This window comes from Erwinia sp. ErVv1 (genome assembly GCF_900068895.1).
Lineage (GTDB): Bacteria > Pseudomonadota > Gammaproteobacteria > Enterobacterales > Enterobacteriaceae > Erwinia.
Genome location: NZ_CDPK01000002.1, coordinates 422,845 through 445,296, shown reverse-complemented (window position 1 = coordinate 445,296; position 22,452 = coordinate 422,845). Strand labels below are relative to the sequence as shown.

Here is a 22,452-nt window from a genome sequence, read left to right as displayed (position 1 = left end):
GCTGCTAAGGGTATCTGATAGCTCTCGATGGATAAGCTGCTAAGGGTATCTATTGTCTCTGCAATGGACAGGTTGTTAACGACTGTTGTCAGCAACAGCGGCCCGCCGCGGGCCGCTTATCTCACCGATACGGCTCACCGCCCCCGACGGCAATTCTGGCGGCCGCAGCCAGCACGTCCTTTCGGCTGGACGCATCCTGGCGCGGCTGGGTAAAGTAGGTCACCAGGATTACTGGGGCGCGGTTTTCAGGCCAGATAACGGCAATATCATTGGTGCTGCCGTAGTCGCCACTGCCGGTTTTATCCCCCACCGACCAGCTGGCCGGCAGACCGGCGCGGATACTTTCCGAGCCAGTGGTATTTCCCTTCATCCATTCGATCAGTTGGGTACGCTGCGCAGCCTTCAATGCGTGACCCAGCGTCAGTTTACGCAGGCTGTCAGCCATGGCCACCGGCGTTGTCGTATCGCGGGCATCGCCAGGGATTGCGGTATTCAGCGTCGGCTCCGTGCGATCGAGTCGAAAGAGAGCATCCCCCAGTGAACGCGCATAGTCGGTGACCTTCGCCGGTCCACCCAGATACCCAACAAGCTTGTTCATTGCCGTATTATCGCTGTATTGCAGCGCCGCTGCGCTTAATTCGCCCAGGGTCATGCCGCTGTTAAGGTGCTTTTCGGTGATGGGATTATAGTTAACCAGCTCGGACGTTTTGATCGCCAGCCGCTTCTGCAACAGGTTGTCGTCCGCCTCACTCTTTTTCAGCACGGCCGCAACTGCCATCACCTTACTGGTACTACAGAGGGGGAAGCGCTCGTCGCCGCGATAGGCAACCTGCGAATTGTCTGCGGTATCGATCAGCGCAACACCCAGACGTCCTCCGGCATTTTTCTCCAGAACGGCGAGCTTCTGCTGAATAACCGCTGCCTCCTGTGGCGTATACGCCCACAGGAGCGGACTGGCGAGAAGTAAGGGGAGCAGCGCCACCGCTCTCAGCACCGTGCAATGCAAGGTATTTATCATTGTGCGTTCCTTCATGGTCTTATTTTTATCCCAAACTGAAACTGAGCCTGAAATTGAAACTGAGCCTGAAACTGAGCCGGTGCGTGCGCCTGACCTGGGATCAGGTCTTACCTGTTCTCAGCTCCAGTTCCCCTTCCAGCGCCACCTGCGCCTCACGCATGACCGCAACGGCGGCATCAAACCGGGCGGCATGCGGATGTGCAGCCAGATGGTGAAGCGTGATGCGTACGGGCAGTGCGATGCTGCCGGTCAGCGCGTCCCATAGCGCATCCAGGTTAGCGCCAAAGCCCTCTTCCAGGGCAAATTTAGCGACGAACTGACGGTAGAAGTCATTCATATCCGCAATGGTACGAAAATCAAAGCTGACGCTTTTCATCTCACTTTACCTGCTCAAAATGGCGATAATGATCGCGGGTGACGTAGATCAGCCCGTCGCTGGAATAGAGCATACGATCGCTACCGCGACGGCCACACTGGTAGTTAACGTCGGCTTCAAACCAGCGCCGTCCCTGCCCGTCTGGCAGGCGCCCTTCGCGGTTAGAAAAGCGATCGCCGCCGATGGCCCGCCCCGGCAGTGCTTCACAGAGGTTACCTCGTGCAGGATCCCATCCCTGACGCCTTGCATCACTTTTTTTCAGGTACAAGGGCGGCAGCTGCTGGTGCTGATGCAGGTAGTCCGCCACCCGCTGCTGCTGCGTCAGTACGCTGATGTCATCACGGAATGACGTACTGGCTTTACTGCCCGCAGGGCGCCTCTCCTGAGAGGGGTGTGAGCCATGTTGGTTGGCGACCGGGGTTGTAGCAGGCCGGTGAAGCCCGACGGCGGTCGCTGCTATGGCTAAAATAGCCGCAATAATCAGTTTTTTATTCATTGTGAAATCTTAACCTGAGCAAATAATTGTCGTCTATATCTTTTATTCTGCGTCGGGTTTCTTCCGGTACTCCGTTAGCAGGGCTGAAACTGGCTACTTACCCCGCCCCTCCCCCCAAAAAGATGGCCTATTTTATCCTTTCGGTGAATAAGTCGTAGCGACCACAGTGTATTTAACAATAAAGAAGGATGCCGTCATAAAAGCCAGTAAGCTTTACATAGTTATGTTTGGTTTATCATAAAAAAGCACCACATTATTTTACGCTAACCAGACATCAGGGATTAACTATCATTACTTACTGATGATCAATCATTACTCACTAATTACTAATCACTCATTAATGGTTAATGGTTAATGGTTAATGGTTAATGGTTAATGATTGATCACTATTAACCATAAGGTAGTTGTAAATATCGGCAAACTAATGCACCAGGGAACGTTTATTATTTAAAGCAGCTTATGTTAATTACTGTTATTTTGGCATCCTATTATAACGCCTCATCAATGGAATAAAAAAGATGACTAGCTATAATTCAGTAACACAATTAAGCTGGATAACATATTATGAATAATACCTCAAAAGCCCTCTCCGTATTGCTGCTATCAGGTTCATTTCTCTCTGTAGCCCATGCTGTTGACAGAAATATCTTATGGGATAAAGTGCACAATCAGTGTGAGCCTCAGTATAAGGCAGACGGAAAATATACTCCCTATAGCCTGGTGGATGAGCATGATGGCTACGTTATTTATAAAGGCGACAGCGATAAATACCAGTATCTGCTGCTGCCGACGAAGCAAATAACCGGCATTGAGGATGAACAGCTGCTTGCAGACAATCAGCCTAACTATATTTATCTTTCATGGGAGGCTCGCGATCTTGTCGCGGAAAAAACTGACAGAAAAGTCAGGGAGCAGGATATTTCACTTACCGTTAACTCGCTTAATACGCGTTCACAGGATCAGCTTCATGTCCATATTTCATGCCTGGCTCAGCCTGTACGCGAAGCGCTGGACCGCATGGATGTTAAAAATATCGACAATGACTGGCACGTGTTTCCTGAACCGCTCAAAACTTACACCTTTAATTATAAAAAACTATCATTTTCTGAGCTAAAAAATAGAAATGTTTTTAAAGATGTCAGTGACAAGGTTGCAGCGGATGGCGGTGAACTACAATATTCTACCTTCGCAGTTGTCAATCTTGATAGTGATAACTTTATGATCCTCGAAGCATCGGGTACATTAGAAAAACGCATTGGCGCAGAAAAATTGCAGGATCATACCTGCGCACTGGCGCAATAACGTCTTATCTGCCTCAGCGTCTTGCGATACTGAGGCAGATAAAACTTACCGCCGATTCTATATCAGCCGTGCCTGGCGTAGTTCACTTTTCAGGTAGGCATAATAGACCGGGGCGGCAACTACCCCAGCCAGCCCAAAGGCAGATTCGAAAACCAGCATCGCCAGCAGGATCTCCCAGGTTTTTGCATTGATGCGGGTGCCAAAAATGCGCGCATTAATAAAATACTCCAGCTTATGCACCACGATCAGGAAAATAAGTGCGATTAGCGCAGCCTCCAGCGAAATCGACAGGCCAATCAGGATAATCACCGTATTCGAGATTAGGTTGCCAATTATTGGCAGCAGCCCGGCCACAAAGGTTAACACCACGACCGTTTTCGCGAAGGGAAAATGCAGGCCAAACATCGGCAGCAGGCCGAAAAGGAAGCCACAGGTCAGCAGCGTATTGACCAGCGATACCTTGATTTGGGCAAAGACCACGTTATGAAACGACGCCGCCAGCAGCGTCAGACGCTGAAGGAGCGCCTGCTTGAGCGGAGCCTGATGCGCATCATCGCTGCTGACCCGCAGGGAAACGATCGCCCCCAGCAGCATGCCGATCAGCATGGTGGCGAAGGTATGAGCGGCGGTACGACCAAAGGTTTGCACCACCACCAGATGTTCCCGCAGCCAGGTCACTACCTGATGCTGGAGCTCATCAATATCGGCGGGAAGATAGCGGGTAACCACTGGCGACAGCGTGCGCTGTGCGTCCTCCAGCAGCTTGCTGGCCGCTGCGTGGAAAGCAGCGGGATTCTGGAAGTCATGCAGCAGATAACCAATCAGCTTGGTGATCCCCAGCGCCAGACCAAGCACCACCACCAGCGTGAGGGAAAAAATAATGATCCACCGCGCCAGCGGACCTTTCACCAACCTCTCCACCCAGGGGGTGAGCGCCAGCACCGTTTCATAAACGATAAATCCGGCGAGAAAACAGGGCAGCAGCCGCAGCGGAAAAATCATAAACAGCGCGATAAATACCAGGATATAGCTGGCGGCCTGACACAGCCCCCGTTTATTCAGTTGAGACATCTCCATGACGCTTCCTGTCTGAAATATTAAAAATCCGATGTAATTCAGACAGTATACAAGGTCCGCTGCATTTTGCGGCCGATTTAACGACGATGCGCCAGCGAACGAACCACGCGGTCGCCAAGCATCTGCACGCCCTGCACCAGCACGATCAGCACCACTATCGTGCCGACCATCACCTGCTGGTTAAAGCGCTGGTATCCGTAGCGGATCGCCAGGTCGCCCAGACCGCCTCCCCCGATCACGCCCGCCATTGATGAGAAGCCAATCAGCATCACAAGCGTCAGCGTAATACCGGCCACTATGGCGGGCAGTGCCTCCGGCAGCAGTACCTTAGCGATCACATGCCAGTGGGTGCCTCCCATGGCGATCACCGCCTCCGTCCTTCCCTTTTCAACCTCATCCAGCGCGTTCTCAACGATACGGGCAAAAAAGGGAAAGGCGCCCAGTGCAATGGGCACCACCGCCGCCGTACTGCCCAGGGTGGTACCGACCACCAGGCGGGTAAAGGGGATCAGCGCAATAAGCAGCACGACGAAAGGCAAAGAGCGCCCAATATTAATCAGCGTGCCCAGTACGGCATGGATCCAGGGCAGCGGGTAAAGACCGTTGCGACGGCTGACAAATAGCAACACGCCGAGCGGCAGGCCGATAAGCAGAGTCAGGCCGCCCGCCAGGCCAACCATATACAGGGTTTCAAGCGTTGCCTGCCCGAGCAGAGCAAAAAAGCTGTCCCATTCCAGGCTAATACGCATAGCGTGTTTCCCTCGTCGTCCATACCTGCTCCTGACCAAACGTCAGCCCGTGGCGGCGCAGAAAAGCCTGCTCATCATGGCCACCCTGTAGCAGGGAGTCACGCAGCGCTGACCGGGGATCCATCAGCAGGTCGCGCAGCGCGCCCTCTTCCACCAGACGCCCCGTTTCAAGCAGGGCCGCGCGATCGCAGACGGCTTTGACCACTTCCAGCTGGTGGGTGATCATCACGATGGTCAGGCCAAACTGCTGATTGATCTGCTTCAGCAGGGCCAGCACGCTTTGGGTGGTTTCCGCATCGAGCGCACTGGTCGCCTCGTCGCATAACAGATAGTCGGGCCTTGCTGCCAGCGCCCGGGCAATGCCGACCCGCTGCTGCTGACCGCCGGAAAGCTGGGAGGGAAACGCACGGGCTTTTTCATTCAGCCCAACCAGGTCCAACAGCTCCGCGACGCGCGTCAGGCGCTGTCCGCGCGGCATACCCGCAATTTCAAGCGGTACCGCCACATTGTCAGCGACGTTACGGGAATGAAGCAGATTGAAGTGCTGGAAGATCATGCTGCTGCGCTGCCGCTGTCGCCGAAGGTCCCCGGGCGTGAGCAGAGTGATATCCTGTTCGTCGAACAGGATCCGTCCTGAATCAGGTCGTTCCAGCAGGTTCAGACAGCGGATCAGCGTACTTTTTCCGGCGCCGCTGCGCCCCACAATGCCGGTAATTTCCCCCTGCCGCAGCGTCAGTGATACGTTTTGCAGCGCCGGAGTTAACGCGCCCGGATACTGTTTTGACACCCTGTCGAGTCTGATCATTGCGGCTGTCCCGTAACCGGGATCACCGATCCCTTATAGTTTTGGCGGATAAATTCGGCCACCTGCTCTGACTGCAAATCCTTTGCCAGGCGCTTGATACGCGCATCCCCTGCCAGGGCAGGCGTGGTGACCAAAATGTTGGCATAGGGATTATGCTGCGAACTTTCCAGACCGAGCGCATCTCTGGCTGGCACCAGGCCGGCCTCCAGGGCGTAATTACCGTTGATCACCGCCAGGTCAACATCGTCCAGCGCCCGGGGGATCTGCGGTGACTCCACTTCCAGGATCTTCAGATGTTTCGGGTTGCTGGCGATATCCTGCGGCGTAGCCTGATTTTTTGCCGGGTCGTCATAGCCTGGCTTCAGTTTGATCAAGCCCTCTTTTTGCAGCAGGTAGAGCGAACGGCTGAGATTGGTGACGTTATTTGGCACCGCAACGCTGGCATTATCGCGCAGTGCGCTAAGGGTTTTAATCTTGTGGGAGTAGATCCCCAGCGGCTCAATATGTACGGTCGCCGCAACGCGGAAGGTCTGTCCCAGCGCCTTCTCCTGCTCGCGCAGATAGGGAACATGCTGGAAATAGTTAGCATCCACGTCGCCGTGTGCCAGCAGTTCATTGGCGTTGACCCCGCTGGTCAGCTCAATCACTTTCAGGTTGAGGGAGGGGTCGATTTTTTTCACATAGTTCAGGATCTCCGCATGGGGAACCGGATCGGCTGCGACCCGCAGCGCCTCCTCCGCCTGGGCGGTAAAGGAGAGAGAAATTAACAGGGCGAGCCCGCTGAGGCTAACGGCGGCGTGGCGAGTCATAGAGAAGGCTCCTTATGCGATCGGTTTGACGAAGGTTGCTCAATGGGTTGATCAATTTTTTGCGTCAGCAGGTCGCCATACCAGCGGGCTGCGACGTCAGGGTGCGAACGCAGGCGGCCCTTCAGATAATTCCAGCCCACCTCCCGCAGCAGCGGATTGAGCGGATGGCTGGCCGGGCCATGCGCCAGCTGACTGAGCTGTTCGTTCAGCTGATAAACCGGTACGGCGCCGTCCAGCTGGGCACCGAGGAAAAACGCGATCGACAGTCTGTCGCTACCCGTTGCCGGGGAAATAACGCGATGGACGGTAGCGCGCAGGTAGCCGTTAGTCGCCAGCTCCAGCAGTTCACCGATGTTAACCACAAACGCGCCGGGCAGCGGCAGCGCATCCACCCAGCGATCCGGCTCAACCTCCACCTGAAGCCCGCGCTGGTTATCCTGCAGGAGGAAGCTGAGAAACCCGGAGTCCTTATGTGCCCCAACGCCCTGCCCGCTCTCATCACCCGTCCTGCCGGGATAACGGATCAGCTTAACGTGTTCATTGGGCTTTTCACCATACAGCCCGTCGAAGGCGTCACCGGGCAGCGAAAGGGCTTCGGCAAAGGCGCGCAGTAGCCGCAGCGACATGCGGGTCATCTGCTGCTGCCAGGCCTGTAGCTCCCTTTGCAGCTCGGGCAGCGCTTCCGGCCAGAGATTGGGCCCCTGAAGTCGCTTCCAGCCCGCTTCGCCTGGAGCCAGCGGCAGCGCTTCCCGCTCGGCGCCAATATCAAACTGCTCGCGCCAGTCGGGCTGGCTGCGGGTGATTTCCGATCCCGCACGGTTGTAGCCGCGAAAGTGCGGGGAGTGAATCATCGCGACCCGCTCTTTCTCCTCATCCGGCAGCGCAAAAAAGCGCCGTGAGAGCTGCTGGACCCCGGCGGAGAGTGCGGGATCGACGCCATGGTTGATCAGGTAGAAAAACCCCACTTCCCGTGCGCTCTGACTCAGCCGATCGAGGAACGCCTGCTGCTGCTCCGCCGAACCGTCAAGATGGGAGAGATCCAGAATAGGTAATGACGTGACGTGTTCCACTTAACCTCCAGGAGATAAACCTGCCTGAGATGGCGACCATCGCCATTCAGCCGCTGACTGACAGGCACTATTGCGGTTTTTAACGTCGGGATGAAATATGAAATACAGCAATGATTAACTGATAGCTGAATAAGCCCAGTCAGGTGAAATTTCCCCCGCTTGACAGCGATTGAGGGCTGGCCTAAGCTTGCGGAATATTAACTAACTAACTTAGCGATCTAATCAGGCCGCATCGAAACTGAGGAAAACCATGCACCACGAGGTTAATCACGAGTCCTTGCCAAATGAAGATCCGCGTGCGATGCCCGTAGCAGGCGATACGATTGCCCAGCAGTTGCAGAGGATCGCTATTCTCACGCGTGATGCCGCCGCAGAGCTGGGCAACGCAATGGGGATCAATCAGACCGATCTGGCGCTAATGGAGCAGCTGATCGCTTCGGGGCCGCTCTCTCCCAATGAGCTTGCCCGCCGGCTTTCCCTTACTACCGCGGGCATTACGCTGGTCATTGACCGGCTGGAGCGCGCCGGGCACGTGGCGCGCGAGCGCCAGCAAAGCGATAAGCGCCGCGTGCTGGTGCGTCCCATGCAGGCTTCTGTGGCACAAACTTACCGCCATCTCGCGCCAATGCTCACCGGGCTGGAGGCGCTATTGAGCGCACTTTCACCTGACGATCGCACAACGATAGATCGCTTTCTCGCGCAGGTTATCGCCGTTTATCAAAACAGCCTGCCAGCCCTGACAAAAAAGGAAAAACGATGAACGCTACGCGCAGGATCCTGATCACCGGTGCCAGCGTTGCGGGCCCCACGCTGGCCTACTGGCTGTCGCGCCAGGGTATGGAGGTTACCGTTGTCGAGCGGGCGCCAGAATTCCGCGACGGCGGTCAGACGATTGATATTCGCGGCGCGGGCCGGGTAGTAGCGCAGCGTATGGGGATTGAAGAGGCCATTCGGGCTAATTCAACTCATGAAGAGAGCATAAAATTCGTGGATGAGCAAAATCGCACTCGCGCGCAATTTGGCGCAGGCGCGTATGACGGCAACGGACCGGTTGCGGAGCTTGAAATTCTGCGCGGTGAGCTGGCAAAGCTGCTAATTGAACACTGCGGTAAAGGGGTGACCTATAAATTTGGCGATAGCATCGCCTCACTTGAAGAGCTCTCTGATGGAGTGAAAGTGGGCTTTGAACACGGGGAAGAGGCGGTTTTCGATTTGGTGATCGCCGCAGAAGGGGTCGGATCCTCTACGCGTAAGCTGGTGTTCGGTAACGAGGTCAAGCGCAGATCCTTTAATCTCTATACCGCCTGGTTCACCCTGCCCCGCGCGCCGGGCGACGCGCCAGATATGAGGTGGTTTAATGCGCCCGGCGGATTATGCGTCTGCCTGCGTCCTGACAACCTGGGCACCACCCGTGCACTGCTGTCATTTCAGGAACCACCGGGTGGCTATGAAAAACTTTCAGCACACGAGCAGAAAAGTGTGCTGCGGGAAAAGTTTGGCCATTTAGGCTGGGAGACACCGCGCGTACTGGCCGCGCTTGATGACGCAGACGATCTCTATTTTGACCAGATTTCACAGGTTAAAATGGATAGCTGGTCAAAGGGAAGAGTAGCCCTGGTCGGTGATGCCGCATATTGCGCCTCCCCCATCAGCGGGATGGGAACCAGCCTGGGGATGTGCGGCGCTTACGTGCTGGCCGGGGAGCTGGGACGTCATGACGATCATAAAGAGGCCTTCGCTGCCTGGGAAAAAATTATGCGCCCCTATGTTAATCAGGCACAGAGCGTGCCGGGGTTTGCACCGCGCCTGGCCTCTCCCCATTCGCGCGCCGGGATTGCCTTCGGCTATGCCGTACTGCGTATGGCAAACGCCCCCTTATTCAGGCCGCTGCTGGCAAAGTTTCTGACGCCCAAAGCCGATGCCATTGTGCTGCCCGACTATGACATTAATCCTACAGGGAGCGGTCAGGCACAAACCTGAACCTGACGACGCCAGGCACCGGGAGACTGGCCAAACTGGCGTTTAAAACTGCGGTTAAAGGACTGCTGAGAGTCAAAACCAAATGAAATCGCCACGTCGAGGATAGGTTCCGCGCCCCGCGCAAGCCGCTCGGCTGATTTTTTCAGGCGGCGAGCGCGAATGTATTCGCCCAGCGCGTAGCCGGTGTGCTGTTTAAACATCCGTTGCAGGTGCCATTTGGAGTACCCTGCACGTTCAGCAACGGTATCAAGATCCATTTTCCCTTCGATATGGGTATCGATCCACTTAACGAGATCGTTAATAAAATCATCGTGACTCATTGCTTTCCCCTTCTGGTTTTTTTGTTTTCACTCATGCGTCAGAGCTGAACTTCCTCAGGGACGCGAGTAAAAGGTAACTTTAACGAATGCACTTAGTTACGGTAAAGGAGAGGTCGCCTTAATGCAAGTTTAATTGTTGCATTAAATGCGATCGGTAGCGCATGAGGATCTGATGTTCAGGGGCGTTAGCTAAACCTGTTGGGAACAGACTGACTGTGTTTAACCAGCCAGACAGCTAATATCTCAAAGGCCGCACAACGTTAGCAGTGCGGCCTGGCAATGGAGATGGAGATGGAGATGGTTGCGGAGCGGGCCTCAGATAGCGACATCTTCGGGGTTTTTCTGCAACTCGCAGCTGCCTTCAGGATGACGGCTGTCGCGGGCATGGATCTCTTTTAATGCATCCGCAACCGTCCATTTGGCGAGTACGTCAAGCGAGGCCTGTTCAGCCTCGCGCGCCAGTTCTTTAAAGAACCAGCAGGCGTTGGCACTCACCAGACAGCGGGCCGATACCTCAGGTCGTCCTGCCAGCAGGGGTTTGTCTTCCAGCACCGAGGTATAAATATCGCAGAGCGAAATCGCTTCTGCGGGTCGACCAAGGCGAATAGTCCCTGAACGACCCAGCGTCGACACGATAATGCCATCGCGGGTTAGAGGCACCATCATCTTGCGCACGAAACTCGGGTTAGCCTCAAGCCCCATGGCCAGAATTTTGCTGGTGCTGCGTTTACCTTCCCGCTCTGACTGGGCCACGCAGAGCACCATTTGTAAGGCCGTAGGAAAACGAATATCAAGCATGTTCAGATCCTTGCTTTCAGCTGCCTTTGGGTAAATCGACAGCTCGTCATAAAAAGCATTAAAAATCAGTCGACTATAATTAACTACCTGCTGTTAATATAACAAATATTGTTGCATTTTAGAAGACACACGCTTAGCGATTACTGCTTTCCCCGTTATCACCCTGAAAAACAAGCGGTTATAAACCTTGCGATGATTTCTCACTGAGATACTGATAAACCACCGAGAGATCTTTTTCACCGTAGCCTGCGTCAACCGCCTCCTGCCAGACGTCAGAGATCATATTTAGCCCCGGCAGCGCGCTTTTTTCGGCAGCCGCAAGTGCAAGCCTGACATCCTTCAGCGCCCAGGTGAGATGCATTTGGGGTTCGTAACGGCCTTCCCTGATCATCTCCAGTTTGCTCTTAACGTAAGGTACGGCCAGCGGCCCTCCGTCCAGCACCGACCAGAAGTCATCCGGGCTAAAACCAAACTCTTTCGCCATCTGGGTACTTTCAGAAAGCCCCTGCACCATGGAGATAAGCCAGGCATTCACCACCAGCTTCATTCGGGATGCCGCGCCGGCCTCGCCCAGCCATTTGGTGCCTTTCGCGATGGCGGAGAAGACGGGTTCAATGGCGGCGGCGCGCTGACGATCGCCGCTGGCCAGCACCACAATCTGTGCATTTTCGGCCGGCGTTTTAGTCCCGGATACCGGCGCGTCAAGAAACACGATATCCCGCCGCTGCTCAGCGAAGGTTGCGATCAGCCTGTCAGTGCACGCAACGCCGACAGTGCCCATCTGCACCACTATTGCACCCTGCCTGAGCGCTGGCTGTGCCTGTTCCAGCGCACTTTCCGTAGCATCGGCGTCGGCCAGCATCACGATGACCACGTCGGCCTGCCTGACGGCTTCCTGTGGACTGTCTGCCAGCCGCAGTCCGGCGCTTTGCAGATCCTCCCCACGCGATCGGGTGCGATTCCAGCCCGAGGTGGTAAAGCCATTTTTCAGTAAATTAGCGGCGAAGGCGTGGCCCATCGCGCCCAATCCCAATACCGCAACAGAGGGACGTTGATTCATCAGATGACATCCTTATGTTTGAAAAGAGGGTAACCCACGCGGCGACCCCAGTTTCCAGGGTAGCGTAATGCGCCATGAAATACCCGGTTTGCGCCAAAAAACCTCCCCGGAGATTTGGTAAGCGGGTGTAAACAACAGCAAGGGTAAACTTACGCTCAACAAACCCCGCGTAGTGGCGAGTGTTTTTTTATTGTTGAAGTTCGGTTAATGCCGCGCATGGTTGAATGCGGGCATTCGTCAGACAGAGCAACTCGTGAGCCCGAATAAATCATGACCGATCAACCGCTAACTGTGTTAACCGCACGGCCTGACCGTGGCAGCGACCTGTTTTTTTCCCTTGTTTCCGGCGGTTTTCGGCCCGGCAAGTCCTGGGATAAAGGCATTTTCCGTGCGAAGTTTTTATGGCGATCCTGCTTCCACCCGGTACTGACGCTGAAGTGGCTCGATCGTATCGCCAGCGATCCGCTGATTGCCGGGCTGCTGAAGGTGCAGGATCGCCTGCCGGGTAAAATTCATCGTCCCTATCTTGCCGTACAGTTTTCAGCGGCTGAGCGCTTCAGGGCGATCAATGCGCACTACACCTGGGTTGAACAGCTGCAAAATGCCGACTTGCGCCAGGCACTGAGTACGCGCGACAGCACCCTCATATGCAGCTTTAGCGGTAAAGAGGGTGACGCTTACAGCATTACTCTCGGCGGCGGCGTGAAGTTTGACAAGGAAGGAGAAGCCACGCTGTCACTGCTGCGTGAGGGGACTGCGCTGGCCCGCATCACCTTCTCGGTGGTTGACTACGCGCAGCAGAAAACCCTGTTTATCGGTGGCCTACAGGGGGCAGACAGCCACATTCCCCACGAGCTGATCAGGCAGGCGACGAAATCCTGCTACGGCCTGTTTCCCAAACGTCTGCTGCTGGAGGCGCTGCAGCTGATTTTTACTGCTAACGGCATTACACGCATCCTGGCCGTCAGCGATAAGGGGCATATCCATCAGAGCGCCCGCTACCAGCGTAAGAAGCGAGGCGTTTTTCTGGCCAGCTACAGCGAGTTCTGGCAGTCAATTGGCGCAGAGCCGGAGACGCCCCTGCTCTTTGCCCTGCCGTTACGGCTGGAACGCAAGCCAGAGAGCGAGATCGCCAGTAAAAAGCGCGCCGAGTATCGCCGCCGCTATGACCTGCTCGATCGGCTCCAGGCCGGACTGCTCTGCTAAGGCTCTCCACGCCACAATAAACGCGGTTATCGCCCCGTTAAATAACGGACAGCGGGGGCGATAACCGACGTCTCTTTATGCCCGTCGTCCCCGCAATATACTCACTTTCTTATCGCCACCCTTCCGCCAATATCCTGCTGGTAGAATTCCAGAACCTGTCTATACTCTTTTATCCTGCTGTTCTCAGCGTTTTATTCGCTATTTAAAGGCATTACGGAGGGAATACAATTCCGGAGGGCGTCAGCTTGTCCGGCACCGGGTTGTTATTCTGATTTACAAAAAAGGTAATATTTTGATGTCATCTGACAGATAAATAAAACACAATATGCGCTCTTTTTCTTGATTTCGTCACAACGAAATTAACTTTCTACCAACAAGTCGTTTACCTCAATGCAATCAATTACCGTTTCACGTAAAACGGCATGGCTACGCGTCATTATGTTAGCCATTGCTGCATTCATTTTTAATACTACCGAATTTGCTCCGGTTGGCCTGCTGTCCGATATCGCCACCAGCTTCTCAATGAAGACGGCGCAGGTGGGGCTGATGCTGACTATCTACGCCTGGGTGGTGGCGCTGATGTCGCTGCCAATGATGCTGTTGACCCGGCAAATTGAACGACGCCTGCTGCTAACCTGCATTTTCACGCTGTTCATTGCCAGCCATATTCTCTCTACCTTTGCGTGGAGCTTCAATATTCTGGTGGTATCGCGTATCGGAATCGCCTTCTCACACGCGATATTCTGGTCAATTACCGCCTCTCTGGCGATTCGCGTGGCACCGGCGGGGAAAAAGACGCAGGCGTTAAGCATGCTGGCAACAGGGACAGCGCTGGCTATGGTACTCGGACTGCCGATTGGTCGTCTGATTGGTCAGTATCTTGGCTGGCGTATCACCTTTGGGATCATCGGCATTGTTGCGCTGATCACCCTGCTGTGCCTGATTAAGCTGCTGCCGAAGCTGCCAAGCGAACATACCGGATCGCTTAAGAGCGTGCCGATGCTATTTAAGCGTCCGGCGCTGGTGGCACTCTATTTGCTGATCGCCGTAGTGGTGACCGCGCATTATACGGCCTACAGCTATATTGAGCCGTTTATTCAGGGCGTCGCCTCAATGGGGGATAATTTCACCACCTTCCTGCTGCTGATATTCGGTGCGGCGGGTATCCTGGGCAGCATATTGTTCAGCTCGCTGGGCAATAAATATCCGGCCACGTTCCTGCTGGGCGCCATCTTCCTGGTGTCGGCCTGTATGCTGAGCCTTTATCTGGCCGTGACCCACAGCGTGGCAATCTCCATTCTGTGTATCATCTGGGGTATGTCGATGATGATTATCGGCCTGGCGGTGCAGGTCAGGGTTCTGGCGCTGGCACCGGATGCAACCGATGTGGCCATGTCATTAATGTCCGGGATTTATAACCTCGGCATTGGCGGGGGTGCCCTGCTGGGTAATCAGGTCAGCCTGCATCTGGATATGGTCAATATCGGCTATGTGGGCGGCGGCATTGGCCTGCTGTCGCTGCTGTGGTGCGCGTGGAGCATGAAGCGCTACCCGCAGCTGCGCATTAACGGCTAACCCTTTCCTCCTTTGTCCGGCACAGGGTGTTACGCACCACCCTGTGCCGGACAACTCCCCGCCTCTGCGGGCATGATTCTCCTCCCGCTTCTTCTCTTAGTTTTTCAGGCGGCTCTGACTTTTATACAGCGCCCAGCCGCTGATTAACGCCAGCAGCATCAGGTAATAGCTCGGGGCTAGCCGCGTGCCGGTGGCGGTAATCAACAGCGTGCAAATCAGCGGGGCAAATCCACCAAAAACGGTGACCGCCACGTTATAGCTGATGGCCATACCGCTTGCGCGAGTACTGACCGGGAACAGGTCGGCCATCATTGAGGGCACGGTAGAGAAATAGACCGATTTCAGCAGCGCCATCCAACCCACCAGCAACAGCAGCGTCGCGGGCGTAGTATGGCTAACGACCAGCAAAAATCCCGGATAGATTGTCAGAATGAGCAGCAGCAGCGCGCTCCACATTAGCCGTCTGCGCCCGACTTTCTCAGCCCACAGCCCCATCAGGGGGGTGACCACCGTCAGGATCACGCCCGCCATCAGGGTCGCGCTGAACGCCGCTGAACCGGGAAGATGCAGCGTTTTTGTCGCATAGGTAGGCACATAGTTAAGCATATAGTTAATGGCGGTGGAGATGACCATCAACCCTATGGCCAGCAGCAGCAGGCTTTTCTGCTGACCCGCGAGCGTGCGCAGCGGCGAGGCGGCTTTATCCTGTTTGATAAAGCTGTCAGGCTCATGCAGATGTCGACGGATATAGAGCCCCACCGGGCCGATAAGCAGGCCAAAGGCAAACGGGATACGCCATCCCCAGGCCTGAATCTGCGGTTCGCTCAGCCAGTGCGTAAGTCCCAGCCCGAACGCGGAGGCCAGCAGCGTACTGGCACCCTGGGTAGCAAACTGCCAGCTGGCAATAAATGCCCGCCGGTGTGGGAAATGCTCCACCAGAAAAGCCGTTGAGCTGCCAAACTCGCCTCCGGCGGAAAACCCCTGAATCAGCCGCGCAATCAGGATCAGGATCGGCGCCGTCAGCCCGATTGTGGCGTACGACGGCATCACTACGATGATTATTCCGCCGAGCATCATCAGCGAAATCGACATCATCAGCGCCTTTTTGCGCCCCACCCGGTCAGCCCATGTTCCCAGTACAATGGCCCCCAACGGGCGGATCAGAAAGGAGACGCCAAAGCTGCCGAAGGTGAGCAGCAGGGAGACCGAGGGATCCTCCGTCGGGAAGAAAGCCTGAGCGATATAGCTGGCGAAAAATCCGTAAACGGCAATATCAAACCATTCCAGCGCATTGCCGACGCAGGTCGCGAACAGCGTTTTGTACAGGCTGGGAGGCGCAGTAATGGCTTCCTGCGATTGCGTTAGCGTGCTCATGCTGCACCGCCCGTCTGCTGACGAAAGCGCCGGTGCTGTTCGATAAGCGCATCGCCCTGCTCGCCCAGTTCCCAGAATAGCCGGGTCATAATCTGCAACCCTTCGCGGGCGATAGATTTCAGCATATGCTCATCGACCGCATGCTGGCCGCAGGCTGGATAGGAGTGCGGCACCCATAGCGTGGGCAGATCCAGGATATGGGCAAACACATCGTTAGGCAGTGACCCACCAAGATTTGGCAGCAGGACGGGCTTTTTGCCGCTGGCGTTGCGCATGACGTTCAGCGCCCAGCTTACCAGCGGATCCTTCGGATTAAGGCGCGTGGCGGGCGACCCTCTGAGCACCCCGACGTCAACCTGCTGGAACCCCTGTGCATCCAGATGCGTACGAAGATGATGAGCAATATTTTCCCAGTCGGTGCCGACCACAAAACGCAGCTGGCAAACCGCTGTCGCACTCCCCGGTATGGCGTTCATGGGCTGCGCCGGATTGCCAGCAATCAGCGAAAGCACCTCAAACGTATTCCAGCCATAGAGGCGCTCAACCGGCGTCAGGCCGGGTTCGCCCCACTGCACATCAATGTGCGGCCCGTCCTCGCTCTCGTACAGATCGATTTCGCTCAGTATGGCCCGCACGTCCGCGCCAATGGCTGGCGGCTTCAGTGCGCTAACCAGCAGTTGTCCGTGCGGGCTGACCAGTGAGGCCAGCGCGTTAGCCAGCTGGACCCCGGGATTGCTTAACAGCCCGCCCCAGTTGCCGGAGTGATAATCACGTTCGCGCGCATCAATGCTTAGCCGTACGTTAACCGCTCCACGCGAGCCGAGAAACAGCGTTGGCTGATGCGCATCTGCGCGCGGGCCGTCAGAGGCAAGAAAGATATCGGCGCTAAGCAGCGCCCGCTGTTCGCGACAGAGCTGGGCCAGCCCCGGGGAGGAGATCTCCTCACCCATCTCAAACAGGAACTTGCAGTTGAAGTTCAACCGGTTACCACGCGCGATGAAAATCTGCTCCAGCGCCGCGATATTGACCGAGTGTTGTCCTTTGTTGTCGGCGCTGCCGCGCCCGTACCAGCGATCGCCCTCTTCCGTCAGCTGCCAGGGAGAAAGTCCTTCACGCCAGTTTTCGTCATCGCCAAAAACCACGTCGCCGTGACCATAACAAAGCACCGTTGGCAGCGCGGGATCCTCAATCCGCGTCGCCAGCAGAAAGGGAGGCGCATCCGCCTGCGGATTATCCAGGCCGCGCAGAGTAAAGCCCATTGCACGCATCGCCGGTGCGATCTCCTCATCCAGATAGCGCGCTAATGCCTCGCGGCTTCCCTTCTGCTGGCTCTCCGAACGGATAGCCACCCGACGGGCCAGAACCCGCTTAAACTCCCCGCTGTCAAAATATGCTGTTGCCAGCGCTACCGCCTGTTCACCTGTCATTCGATCGTCCGTTGTGTGTTTATCAGTTATTTTGTTATGCGTTCCATCTAAGCTAAAATCCCGCTTTGCCACAATTATCAAAATATCAAATAAGCCTTGCTCTAAAAGCAAAGGTTAATTGCACAGTGAACAGGCATGCACCTGAATGAGGCACAACCATGCAGAGCACTGAAATTCGTTATTTTCTGGCGGTCGCCAGCTGTGGTTCGCTCAGTGCCGCCAGCCAGCAGCTGTTTGTTGCGGTTTCGGCTATCAGCCGACAGATCCAGCGGCTGGAAGCCGATATCGGCACGCCGCTTTTTGACAGGCATGCCAGAGGCATGGTGTTGAACGATGCGGGGAAAATCTTTGAAAACCACGTCCGGCGAAGCCTGCTGGATATGGAACATGCGCTGGCGGAAATAAAGGGGTTAAAAGCGGTACGCCGCACCGCGCTGCGGCTGGCCTGTACCGAGGGGATGGCATGGGATCTGCTGCCGACGCTCTGCTCACGCTTTCGCCAGCAGAATCCGGCGGTCAGCTTTACCCTCACGGTTGGATCGGCTGGTCAGGTGGCTGAGACGCTCCGTCAGGGGGAATGTGACATCGCTTTTCAGTTCAGCCTGCATCCCGAAAAAGGGGTGGATGTGGTGGCCTCTTATCCTGCGCCGGTGCTGATGGTGATGCAGGCATCTCACCCTCTCGCCGGGCGTCCTTTCCGACTGACGGACCTCTCTGCCTTTCCCGTCGCCCTGCCGGATCGGGGTTCAACGGTGCGACAGCTGTTCGACCTCAGCTGCCAGATGAGCGGAACCTTTATTGAACCGGTCATGGTGTGCGGTAACTTTGGTACGCTGTACAGCTTTATGCAGCAAAACCCGCTGGCGGTGACCATTTGCAGCCCCTTCACCGTGCTCTTTCAGGCGCGTAAACAGGGCCTGATCCTGCGCTCGCTGGGTATCGATCAGCTTACCCAGCGTACCCTACAGGTTCAGACGGTGGTGGGCCGTCAGCGGTCGGCGGCGCTTCAGCTGTTTCTGGCTTTCGTCAGCCAGCAGCTACTCGAGGAGAGCCAGAGCCTGCGTCGCGAGTACGGTTACTGACTCCCCCTTAGCGTTATTTGATATCGACACCATAGAAGATATGCTTACCGAAAGGGTCAATCTGATAGCCGCTGACCTCTTTGCGCACCGGCTCAAAGATTGTCGAATGAGCAATCATTACCGCAGGGGCCTGATCGTGCATAATCTGCTGGGCCTGACGGTACAGCGCGATGCGTTTGTTATGATCGGGCTCCACGCGGGCTTCGCTAATGAGCGTATCGAAAGGCTTATAGCACCACTTTGAAGAGTTAGAGCCGCCGTTGGCCGACGTACAGCTGAACAGCGGGCCAAAGAAGTTATCGGGATCGCCCGTCGCCGTCGTCCAGCCCATCAGCGCGGCCTGATGCTCGCCATCCTTCACCCGTTTAAGGTACTCACCCCATTCAAAGCTGACGATATTGGCTTTGATGCCAATTTTCGCCCAGTCTGCCTGAATCATCTCCGCCATCCGGCGGGCATTAGGATTATAAGGTCGCTGAACGGGCATCGCCCACAGATCGATCGCCGTGCCGGGCGCGATGCCCGCCTCTTTCAGCAGCGCTTTGGCCTTTTCGGGATCGTAATCATAATCCTTAAGGTCCTGGTCAGCACTCCAGACACCGGGTGGCAGCAGGTTTTTCGCTACGGTGCCGCTTCCCTGAAACACCGCGTGAATAATCGCCGTTTTATCTATCGCCATCGTTAACGCCTGACGCACCTTCACATTGTCCAGCGGCGGTTTACGGGTGTTAAAGGCCAGGAACCCGGTGTTCAGCCCGGCCTTCTGCATCAGGGTAATATCTTTGTTTTCGCCGATGCGTTTCAGATCTGCCGGATTAGGAAACGGCATCACCTGGCATTCATTTTTTTCCAGCCGTGCGAAGCGTACCGACGCATCCGGCGTAATGGAGAAGATCAGCCGATCCAGTTTTGCTCTGCCCTGCCAGTAGTCAGGAAACGCCCGGAAAAGAATGCGTGAGTCCTTCTGATACTGCACCAGCTCAAAAGGTCCGGTGCCGATCGGATCGCTGTCCACCTTCTCCGGCGTGCCGGCCTTTAACATCGCATCGGCGTATTCTGCCGAGAGCATCGAGGCAAAGTACCACGCCAGATCGGCAAGAAAGGGGGATTCAGCATGTGCCAGCGTAAATCGCACGGTGTTATCGTCTACTTTCTCAATACTTTGGATCAGCGAACCCAATTCCAGGCTTTCAAAGTTGGAATAGACGCCGTTTGAGACGTTATGGTAGGGGTTTTGCGGATCTTTCTGTCGCATAAACGAGAAGATCACATCGTCGGCGTTAAAGTCGCGTGAGGGCCTGAACGCTTTGTTGCTCTGAAACTTCACCCCTTTGCGCAGGTGAAAGGTGTAGATCCTGCCATCCGGGCTGATGTCCCAGCGCTCAGCCAGGCTGGGGATAAGCTCGGTAGTGCCCGGCTTAAAATCGACCAGTCGGTTGTAAATGGGCACCGCGCTGGCATCCACGCTGGTGCCGGAGGTGTAAAGCTGGGGGTTGAAGTTTTCGGGTGACCCTTCTGAACAATAGACCAGCGTTTTCGCCGCAGCGCCTGAGGCAGCGGCCAGTGCCAGCGCAGCAACGGCCGCTCTCAATACCGACTTTTTCATTTATACCCTCTCGTTATGATTTTTTGTCCCTGACGCAACAACAATCCACTGACTGACTGAGTTAATTACTGATAAAGCGGCAGCAGGCTGGCTTTGTTCAAAAGCCAGGCCGCGAGATTTACTGTACCAAAAGCGATGACGGTAACGATGATTATTTTTTCCCACCGGCTGTGTGCCACGCCCGGCGCGAATTTCTGCCGGGCCTTGATCGCCAGGAATGCGGGGATAAAAACAGCCCAGACGGTCGCCAGCAGGCCCGCATAGCCAATGGCGGCAAGGAAACCGTCGGGGAACCACAGCGAAGCCAGCAGCGGGGGTAAAAAGGTTAGCGCGCAGACCTTCAGCCGTTGCAGAAACGAGCGCCCCAGTTTTAACCGGTCGGCGATGAAATCAAATAGCCCGGAGGTGACGCCGAGGAAAGAGCAGAGAACGGCAAAGTGAGAAAAAACATTCATCAGCAGCTGAAGCCCACCCGCCGGAAGGTGGTTGTGCAGCGCCTCCAGCAGGGCCTCAATATCCCCCCCCTGGGCGATAATCGCCGGAAATTCAGCGCGGGGCAAATTTCCCATCGTCGCGGTCAGCCAGAACAGGTAGATAACCAGCGCCAGCGATGTGCCAAAAATAAGGGCTTTCCCTACCTGCCTGCGATCGCCTGCGTAGTACTGATTCAGCCCCGCAATATTGCCGTGGTAGCCAAACGACGCGAGGCAGAACGGCACCACGGCTAAAACGTAGGGCCAGTAAGCGGCAGAGGCCCCTTCGCTGTTAAGGAGTACCGGCAGTTTCACCTGCATCAGTAAGCCGCCGAAGAGGATCACCAGCAGTACGATTTTGGCTAACAGACAGAAGGTCATCAGGCGGCTGACCTCTTTCGTTCCCAGACAGACCACCGCCCCCACGCAGCAGGTCAGCAGTATCTTCGCCTCGCCCTGGGTGACCGACAGGCCCGCCAGGTTTAACGAGTGCTGATAGACCGGACCGCTGGCTGATATATAGGCATAGGTGAGGATACCGAGCACAAACAGAATGCTGATCGCGTTAATCGCTGCCCATCGTCGGCCCAACAGGTCGTGAGTAAGCGTGTTGTAGCCTTCACCGGGCTTGTAATAGCGGGCAGCCTTCAGAAACAGCAGACCTGAAAAGAGCATGCTTGCCCAGCTGCCCAGCAGGACTAAAACCGACCAGCCAAACCATGCTCCGGCCATCACCACCGGCAGGGTAAACATGCCCGCCCCCACTACCGTGCCGCAGATTATCATGGCACCCCACCATACTGAGGGGCGATGCGAGGAAATGGCCGAATCTGTCATATAGAAACCTTAGTGAAATTAACTCTTTGTCACCTGGGACGCAGGCAGGCGTATCCTGCCACAAAAAGGCTTTGGGGATAAGGTTTGATTCTCCAGGGTATGACTGATGACGTATCGCGTTTGGCAGGGAATGACAGATTGTGAGTGCGCAAGCACAAGGGATGAAAGGCGTGTAGACAAGATCAAGTGGTGAATAATGTGAAGGGAGTTAACCCCGCCGGGACGGGCGGGGAAATGAACCTAACGGGCAGTTAGTTCAGCTTATAATCCAGCGTGATTTCAGCGCTAATCAGCTGAGACACCGGACAGCCCTGCTTGGCCTGATTGATGATTTTATCAAACGTTTCGCTGTCGATACCCGGCAGTTTAACCTGGCTTTCCAGCGCAATTTTGGTAATTTTGAAGCCGTCACCGACTTTATCCAGTGAGACATCCGCCACGGTATCAATGCTTTCAGGCACATAACCTTCGTTGCCCAGCATCAGTGAAAGCGCCATGGAAAAACAGGCCGAATGAGCGGCACCAATCAGTTCTTCAGGGTTAGTACCGGGTTTGCCTTCAAAGCGAGTATTAAAACCATAAGGCTGCTCTTTGAGCGCACCGCTTTCGGTGGTGATGGTGCCTTTGCCTTTTTTAATATCGCCTTCCCAGTGTGCCTGCCCTTTCTTATGAATGGTCATGATTATCCTCCTGTGTGTTTATCAATGGGATTCAGTATAGTAGCTTCTCAGCACTTCGCTCGGGCCGGGCTTGCAAATGGCCGTTCTTTGACCATTAATTAGAGGGTTGCTACTCAATCCCACTCTTCTGTAAGGAATCGAAGTATGTTTACGCAAGGCGATATCGTTCAGTCTAAAACCGGCGGCCCTAAGATGGTTGTTTTGCAGGTAGGGGATACCACCCTGACCTGCGCACGCGTTGATGATGCCGACAGAAAAGCCATTGAGGTGGCCGCCGATTCGGTTAATCCGTATCACGAAGAGGGCGACTTCGGCGTGTGCTGAATTCACCT

At 55.5% G+C, this 22,452-nt stretch carries 23 protein-coding genes; 7 read left to right on the top strand and 16 right to left on the bottom strand.

Annotation, left to right across the window (positions count from 1 at the left end):
* Positions 1-121 precede the first annotated feature (121 nt).
* From bla to A1830_RS03525, 3 genes are all read right to left on the bottom strand, one after another.
* On the bottom strand, positions 122-1,018 hold the full coding sequence (gene bla / locus A1830_RS03535; RefSeq protein ID WP_067701826.1) for a class A beta-lactamase: 897 nt from the start codon (positions 1,016-1,018) through the stop codon (positions 122-124).
* A 100-nt stretch (positions 1,019-1,118) separates the two neighbouring features.
* Positions 1,119-1,394, bottom strand: a complete 276-nt coding sequence (locus tag A1830_RS03530) for a barstar family protein (RefSeq protein WP_067701823.1) — start codon at positions 1,392-1,394, stop codon at positions 1,119-1,121.
* A 1-nt stretch (position 1,395) separates the two neighbouring features.
* On the bottom strand, positions 1,396-1,890 hold the full coding sequence (locus tag A1830_RS03525) for a ribonuclease domain-containing protein (RefSeq protein ID WP_067701821.1): 495 nt from the start codon (positions 1,888-1,890) through the stop codon (positions 1,396-1,398).
* 564 nt (positions 1,891-2,454) lie between these two features.
* Here A1830_RS03525 and A1830_RS03520 point away from each other — a divergent pair.
* Positions 2,455-3,192, top strand: coding sequence for a CDP-diacylglycerol diphosphatase (locus A1830_RS03520; protein ID WP_067701818.1), 738 nt, complete (start codon positions 2,455-2,457; stop codon positions 3,190-3,192).
* 57 nt (positions 3,193-3,249) lie between these two features.
* Here the strand turns inward: A1830_RS03520 and A1830_RS03515 are convergent, their stop codons facing one another.
* The 5 genes from A1830_RS03515 to A1830_RS03495 form a co-directional block, all read right to left on the bottom strand.
* Positions 3,250-4,263, bottom strand: coding sequence for an AI-2E family transporter (locus A1830_RS03515; protein ID WP_067702229.1), 1,014 nt, complete (start codon positions 4,261-4,263; stop codon positions 3,250-3,252).
* A gap of 83 nt (positions 4,264-4,346) precedes the next feature.
* On the bottom strand, positions 4,347-5,018 hold the full coding sequence (locus tag A1830_RS03510; RefSeq protein ID WP_067701815.1) for a methionine ABC transporter permease: 672 nt from the start codon (positions 5,016-5,018) through the stop codon (positions 4,347-4,349).
* The gene (locus A1830_RS03505; protein ID WP_067701812.1) at positions 5,008-5,823 is read right to left on the bottom strand and encodes a methionine ABC transporter ATP-binding protein; all 816 of its coding nucleotides are present in this window, start codon (positions 5,821-5,823) and stop codon (positions 5,008-5,010) included. Before A1830_RS03505 ends, A1830_RS03510 begins: the two co-directional genes overlap by 11 nt.
* A complete protein-coding gene (locus A1830_RS03500; RefSeq protein ID WP_067701809.1) occupies positions 5,820-6,632 on the bottom strand; it encodes a MetQ/NlpA family ABC transporter substrate-binding protein in 813 nt (270 codons plus the stop codon). Before A1830_RS03500 ends, A1830_RS03505 begins: the two co-directional genes overlap by 4 nt.
* The gene (locus tag A1830_RS03495) at positions 6,629-7,702 is read right to left on the bottom strand and encodes an isopenicillin N synthase family dioxygenase (protein ID WP_067701806.1); all 1,074 of its coding nucleotides are present in this window, start codon (positions 7,700-7,702) and stop codon (positions 6,629-6,631) included. Before A1830_RS03495 ends, A1830_RS03500 begins: the two co-directional genes overlap by 4 nt.
* A gap of 250 nt (positions 7,703-7,952) precedes the next feature.
* Between A1830_RS03495 and A1830_RS03490 the strand changes: the two genes are divergently transcribed.
* Both A1830_RS03490 and A1830_RS03485 read left to right on the top strand, forming a co-directional pair.
* Positions 7,953-8,462: a MarR family winged helix-turn-helix transcriptional regulator gene (locus A1830_RS03490; RefSeq protein WP_082804070.1), complete on the top strand. Its 510-nt coding sequence runs from the start codon at positions 7,953-7,955 to the stop codon at positions 8,460-8,462.
* On the top strand, positions 8,459-9,682 hold the full coding sequence (locus A1830_RS03485) for an FAD-dependent monooxygenase (protein ID WP_067701803.1): 1,224 nt from the start codon (positions 8,459-8,461) through the stop codon (positions 9,680-9,682). Before A1830_RS03490 ends, A1830_RS03485 begins: the two co-directional genes overlap by 4 nt.
* Here the strand turns inward: A1830_RS03485 and A1830_RS03480 are convergent.
* The 3 genes from A1830_RS03480 to A1830_RS03470 form a co-directional block, all read right to left on the bottom strand.
* Entirely contained in the window at positions 9,667-10,002 is a 336-nt protein-coding gene (locus A1830_RS03480) for a helix-turn-helix domain-containing protein (protein ID WP_067701801.1), read from the bottom strand. The genes A1830_RS03485 and A1830_RS03480 overlap by 16 nt on opposite strands.
* A 315-nt stretch (positions 10,003-10,317) precedes the next feature.
* Positions 10,318-10,800: an RrF2 family transcriptional regulator gene (locus tag A1830_RS03475; protein ID WP_067701798.1), complete on the bottom strand. Its 483-nt coding sequence runs from the start codon at positions 10,798-10,800 to the stop codon at positions 10,318-10,320.
* A gap of 178 nt (positions 10,801-10,978) precedes the next feature.
* Positions 10,979-11,860, bottom strand: a complete 882-nt coding sequence (locus A1830_RS03470; protein ID WP_067701795.1) for an NAD(P)-dependent oxidoreductase — start codon at positions 11,858-11,860, stop codon at positions 10,979-10,981.
* Between the two features lie 270 nt (positions 11,861-12,130).
* Between A1830_RS03470 and A1830_RS03465 the strand changes: the two genes are divergently transcribed.
* Positions 12,131-13,066, top strand: a complete 936-nt coding sequence (locus A1830_RS03465; protein WP_067701792.1) for a VirK/YbjX family protein — start codon at positions 12,131-12,133, stop codon at positions 13,064-13,066.
* A gap of 390 nt (positions 13,067-13,456) precedes the next feature.
* Entirely contained in the window at positions 13,457-14,641 is a 1,185-nt protein-coding gene (locus tag A1830_RS03460; RefSeq protein ID WP_067701790.1) for a sugar transporter, read from the top strand.
* 96 nt (positions 14,642-14,737) lie between these two features.
* Here the strand turns inward: A1830_RS03460 and A1830_RS03455 are convergent, their stop codons facing one another.
* Together A1830_RS03455 and A1830_RS03450 are read right to left on the bottom strand one after the other, a co-directional pair.
* Complete coding sequence (locus A1830_RS03455; protein WP_067701788.1) at positions 14,738-16,015, bottom strand: MFS transporter; 1,278 nt, start codon at positions 16,013-16,015, stop codon at positions 14,738-14,740.
* Positions 16,012-17,442 carry a M20 family metallopeptidase gene (locus A1830_RS03450; RefSeq protein WP_067701786.1) on the bottom strand — a complete coding sequence of 477 codons (1,431 nt, stop codon included), beginning with the start codon at positions 17,440-17,442 and terminating at the stop codon, positions 16,012-16,014. Before A1830_RS03450 ends, A1830_RS03455 begins: the two co-directional genes overlap by 4 nt.
* Positions 17,443-17,600: 158 nt before the next feature.
* Here A1830_RS03450 and A1830_RS03445 point away from each other — a divergent pair, with 158 nt between their 5' ends.
* A complete protein-coding gene (locus A1830_RS03445; RefSeq protein ID WP_067701781.1) occupies positions 17,601-18,524 on the top strand; it encodes a LysR family transcriptional regulator in 924 nt (307 codons plus the stop codon).
* A gap of 13 nt (positions 18,525-18,537) precedes the next feature.
* Here the strand turns inward: A1830_RS03445 and A1830_RS03440 are convergent, their stop codons facing one another.
* The 3 genes from A1830_RS03440 to A1830_RS03430 all read right to left on the bottom strand — a co-directional run bounded on the left by A1830_RS03440 (position 18,538) and on the right by A1830_RS03430 (position 22,120).
* Positions 18,538-20,130 carry an ABC transporter substrate-binding protein gene (locus A1830_RS03440; RefSeq protein ID WP_067701778.1) on the bottom strand — a complete coding sequence of 531 codons (1,593 nt, stop codon included), beginning with the start codon at positions 20,128-20,130 and terminating at the stop codon, positions 18,538-18,540.
* A 65-nt stretch (positions 20,131-20,195) separates the two neighbouring features.
* Positions 20,196-21,440 (bottom strand): aromatic amino acid transporter, encoded by a 1,245-nt coding sequence (locus tag A1830_RS03435; RefSeq protein ID WP_067701775.1) that lies wholly within the window; start codon positions 21,438-21,440, stop codon positions 20,196-20,198.
* Between the two features lie 251 nt (positions 21,441-21,691).
* A complete protein-coding gene (locus A1830_RS03430; RefSeq protein WP_067701772.1) occupies positions 21,692-22,120 on the bottom strand; it encodes an OsmC family protein in 429 nt (142 codons plus the stop codon).
* A 144-nt stretch (positions 22,121-22,264) separates the two neighbouring features.
* Between A1830_RS03430 and A1830_RS03425 the strand changes: the two genes are divergently transcribed.
* Positions 22,265-22,444 carry a DUF2158 domain-containing protein gene (locus A1830_RS03425; RefSeq protein ID WP_067701769.1) on the top strand — a complete coding sequence of 60 codons (180 nt, stop codon included), beginning with the start codon at positions 22,265-22,267 and terminating at the stop codon, positions 22,442-22,444.
* Positions 22,445-22,452: the final 8 nt, after the last annotated feature.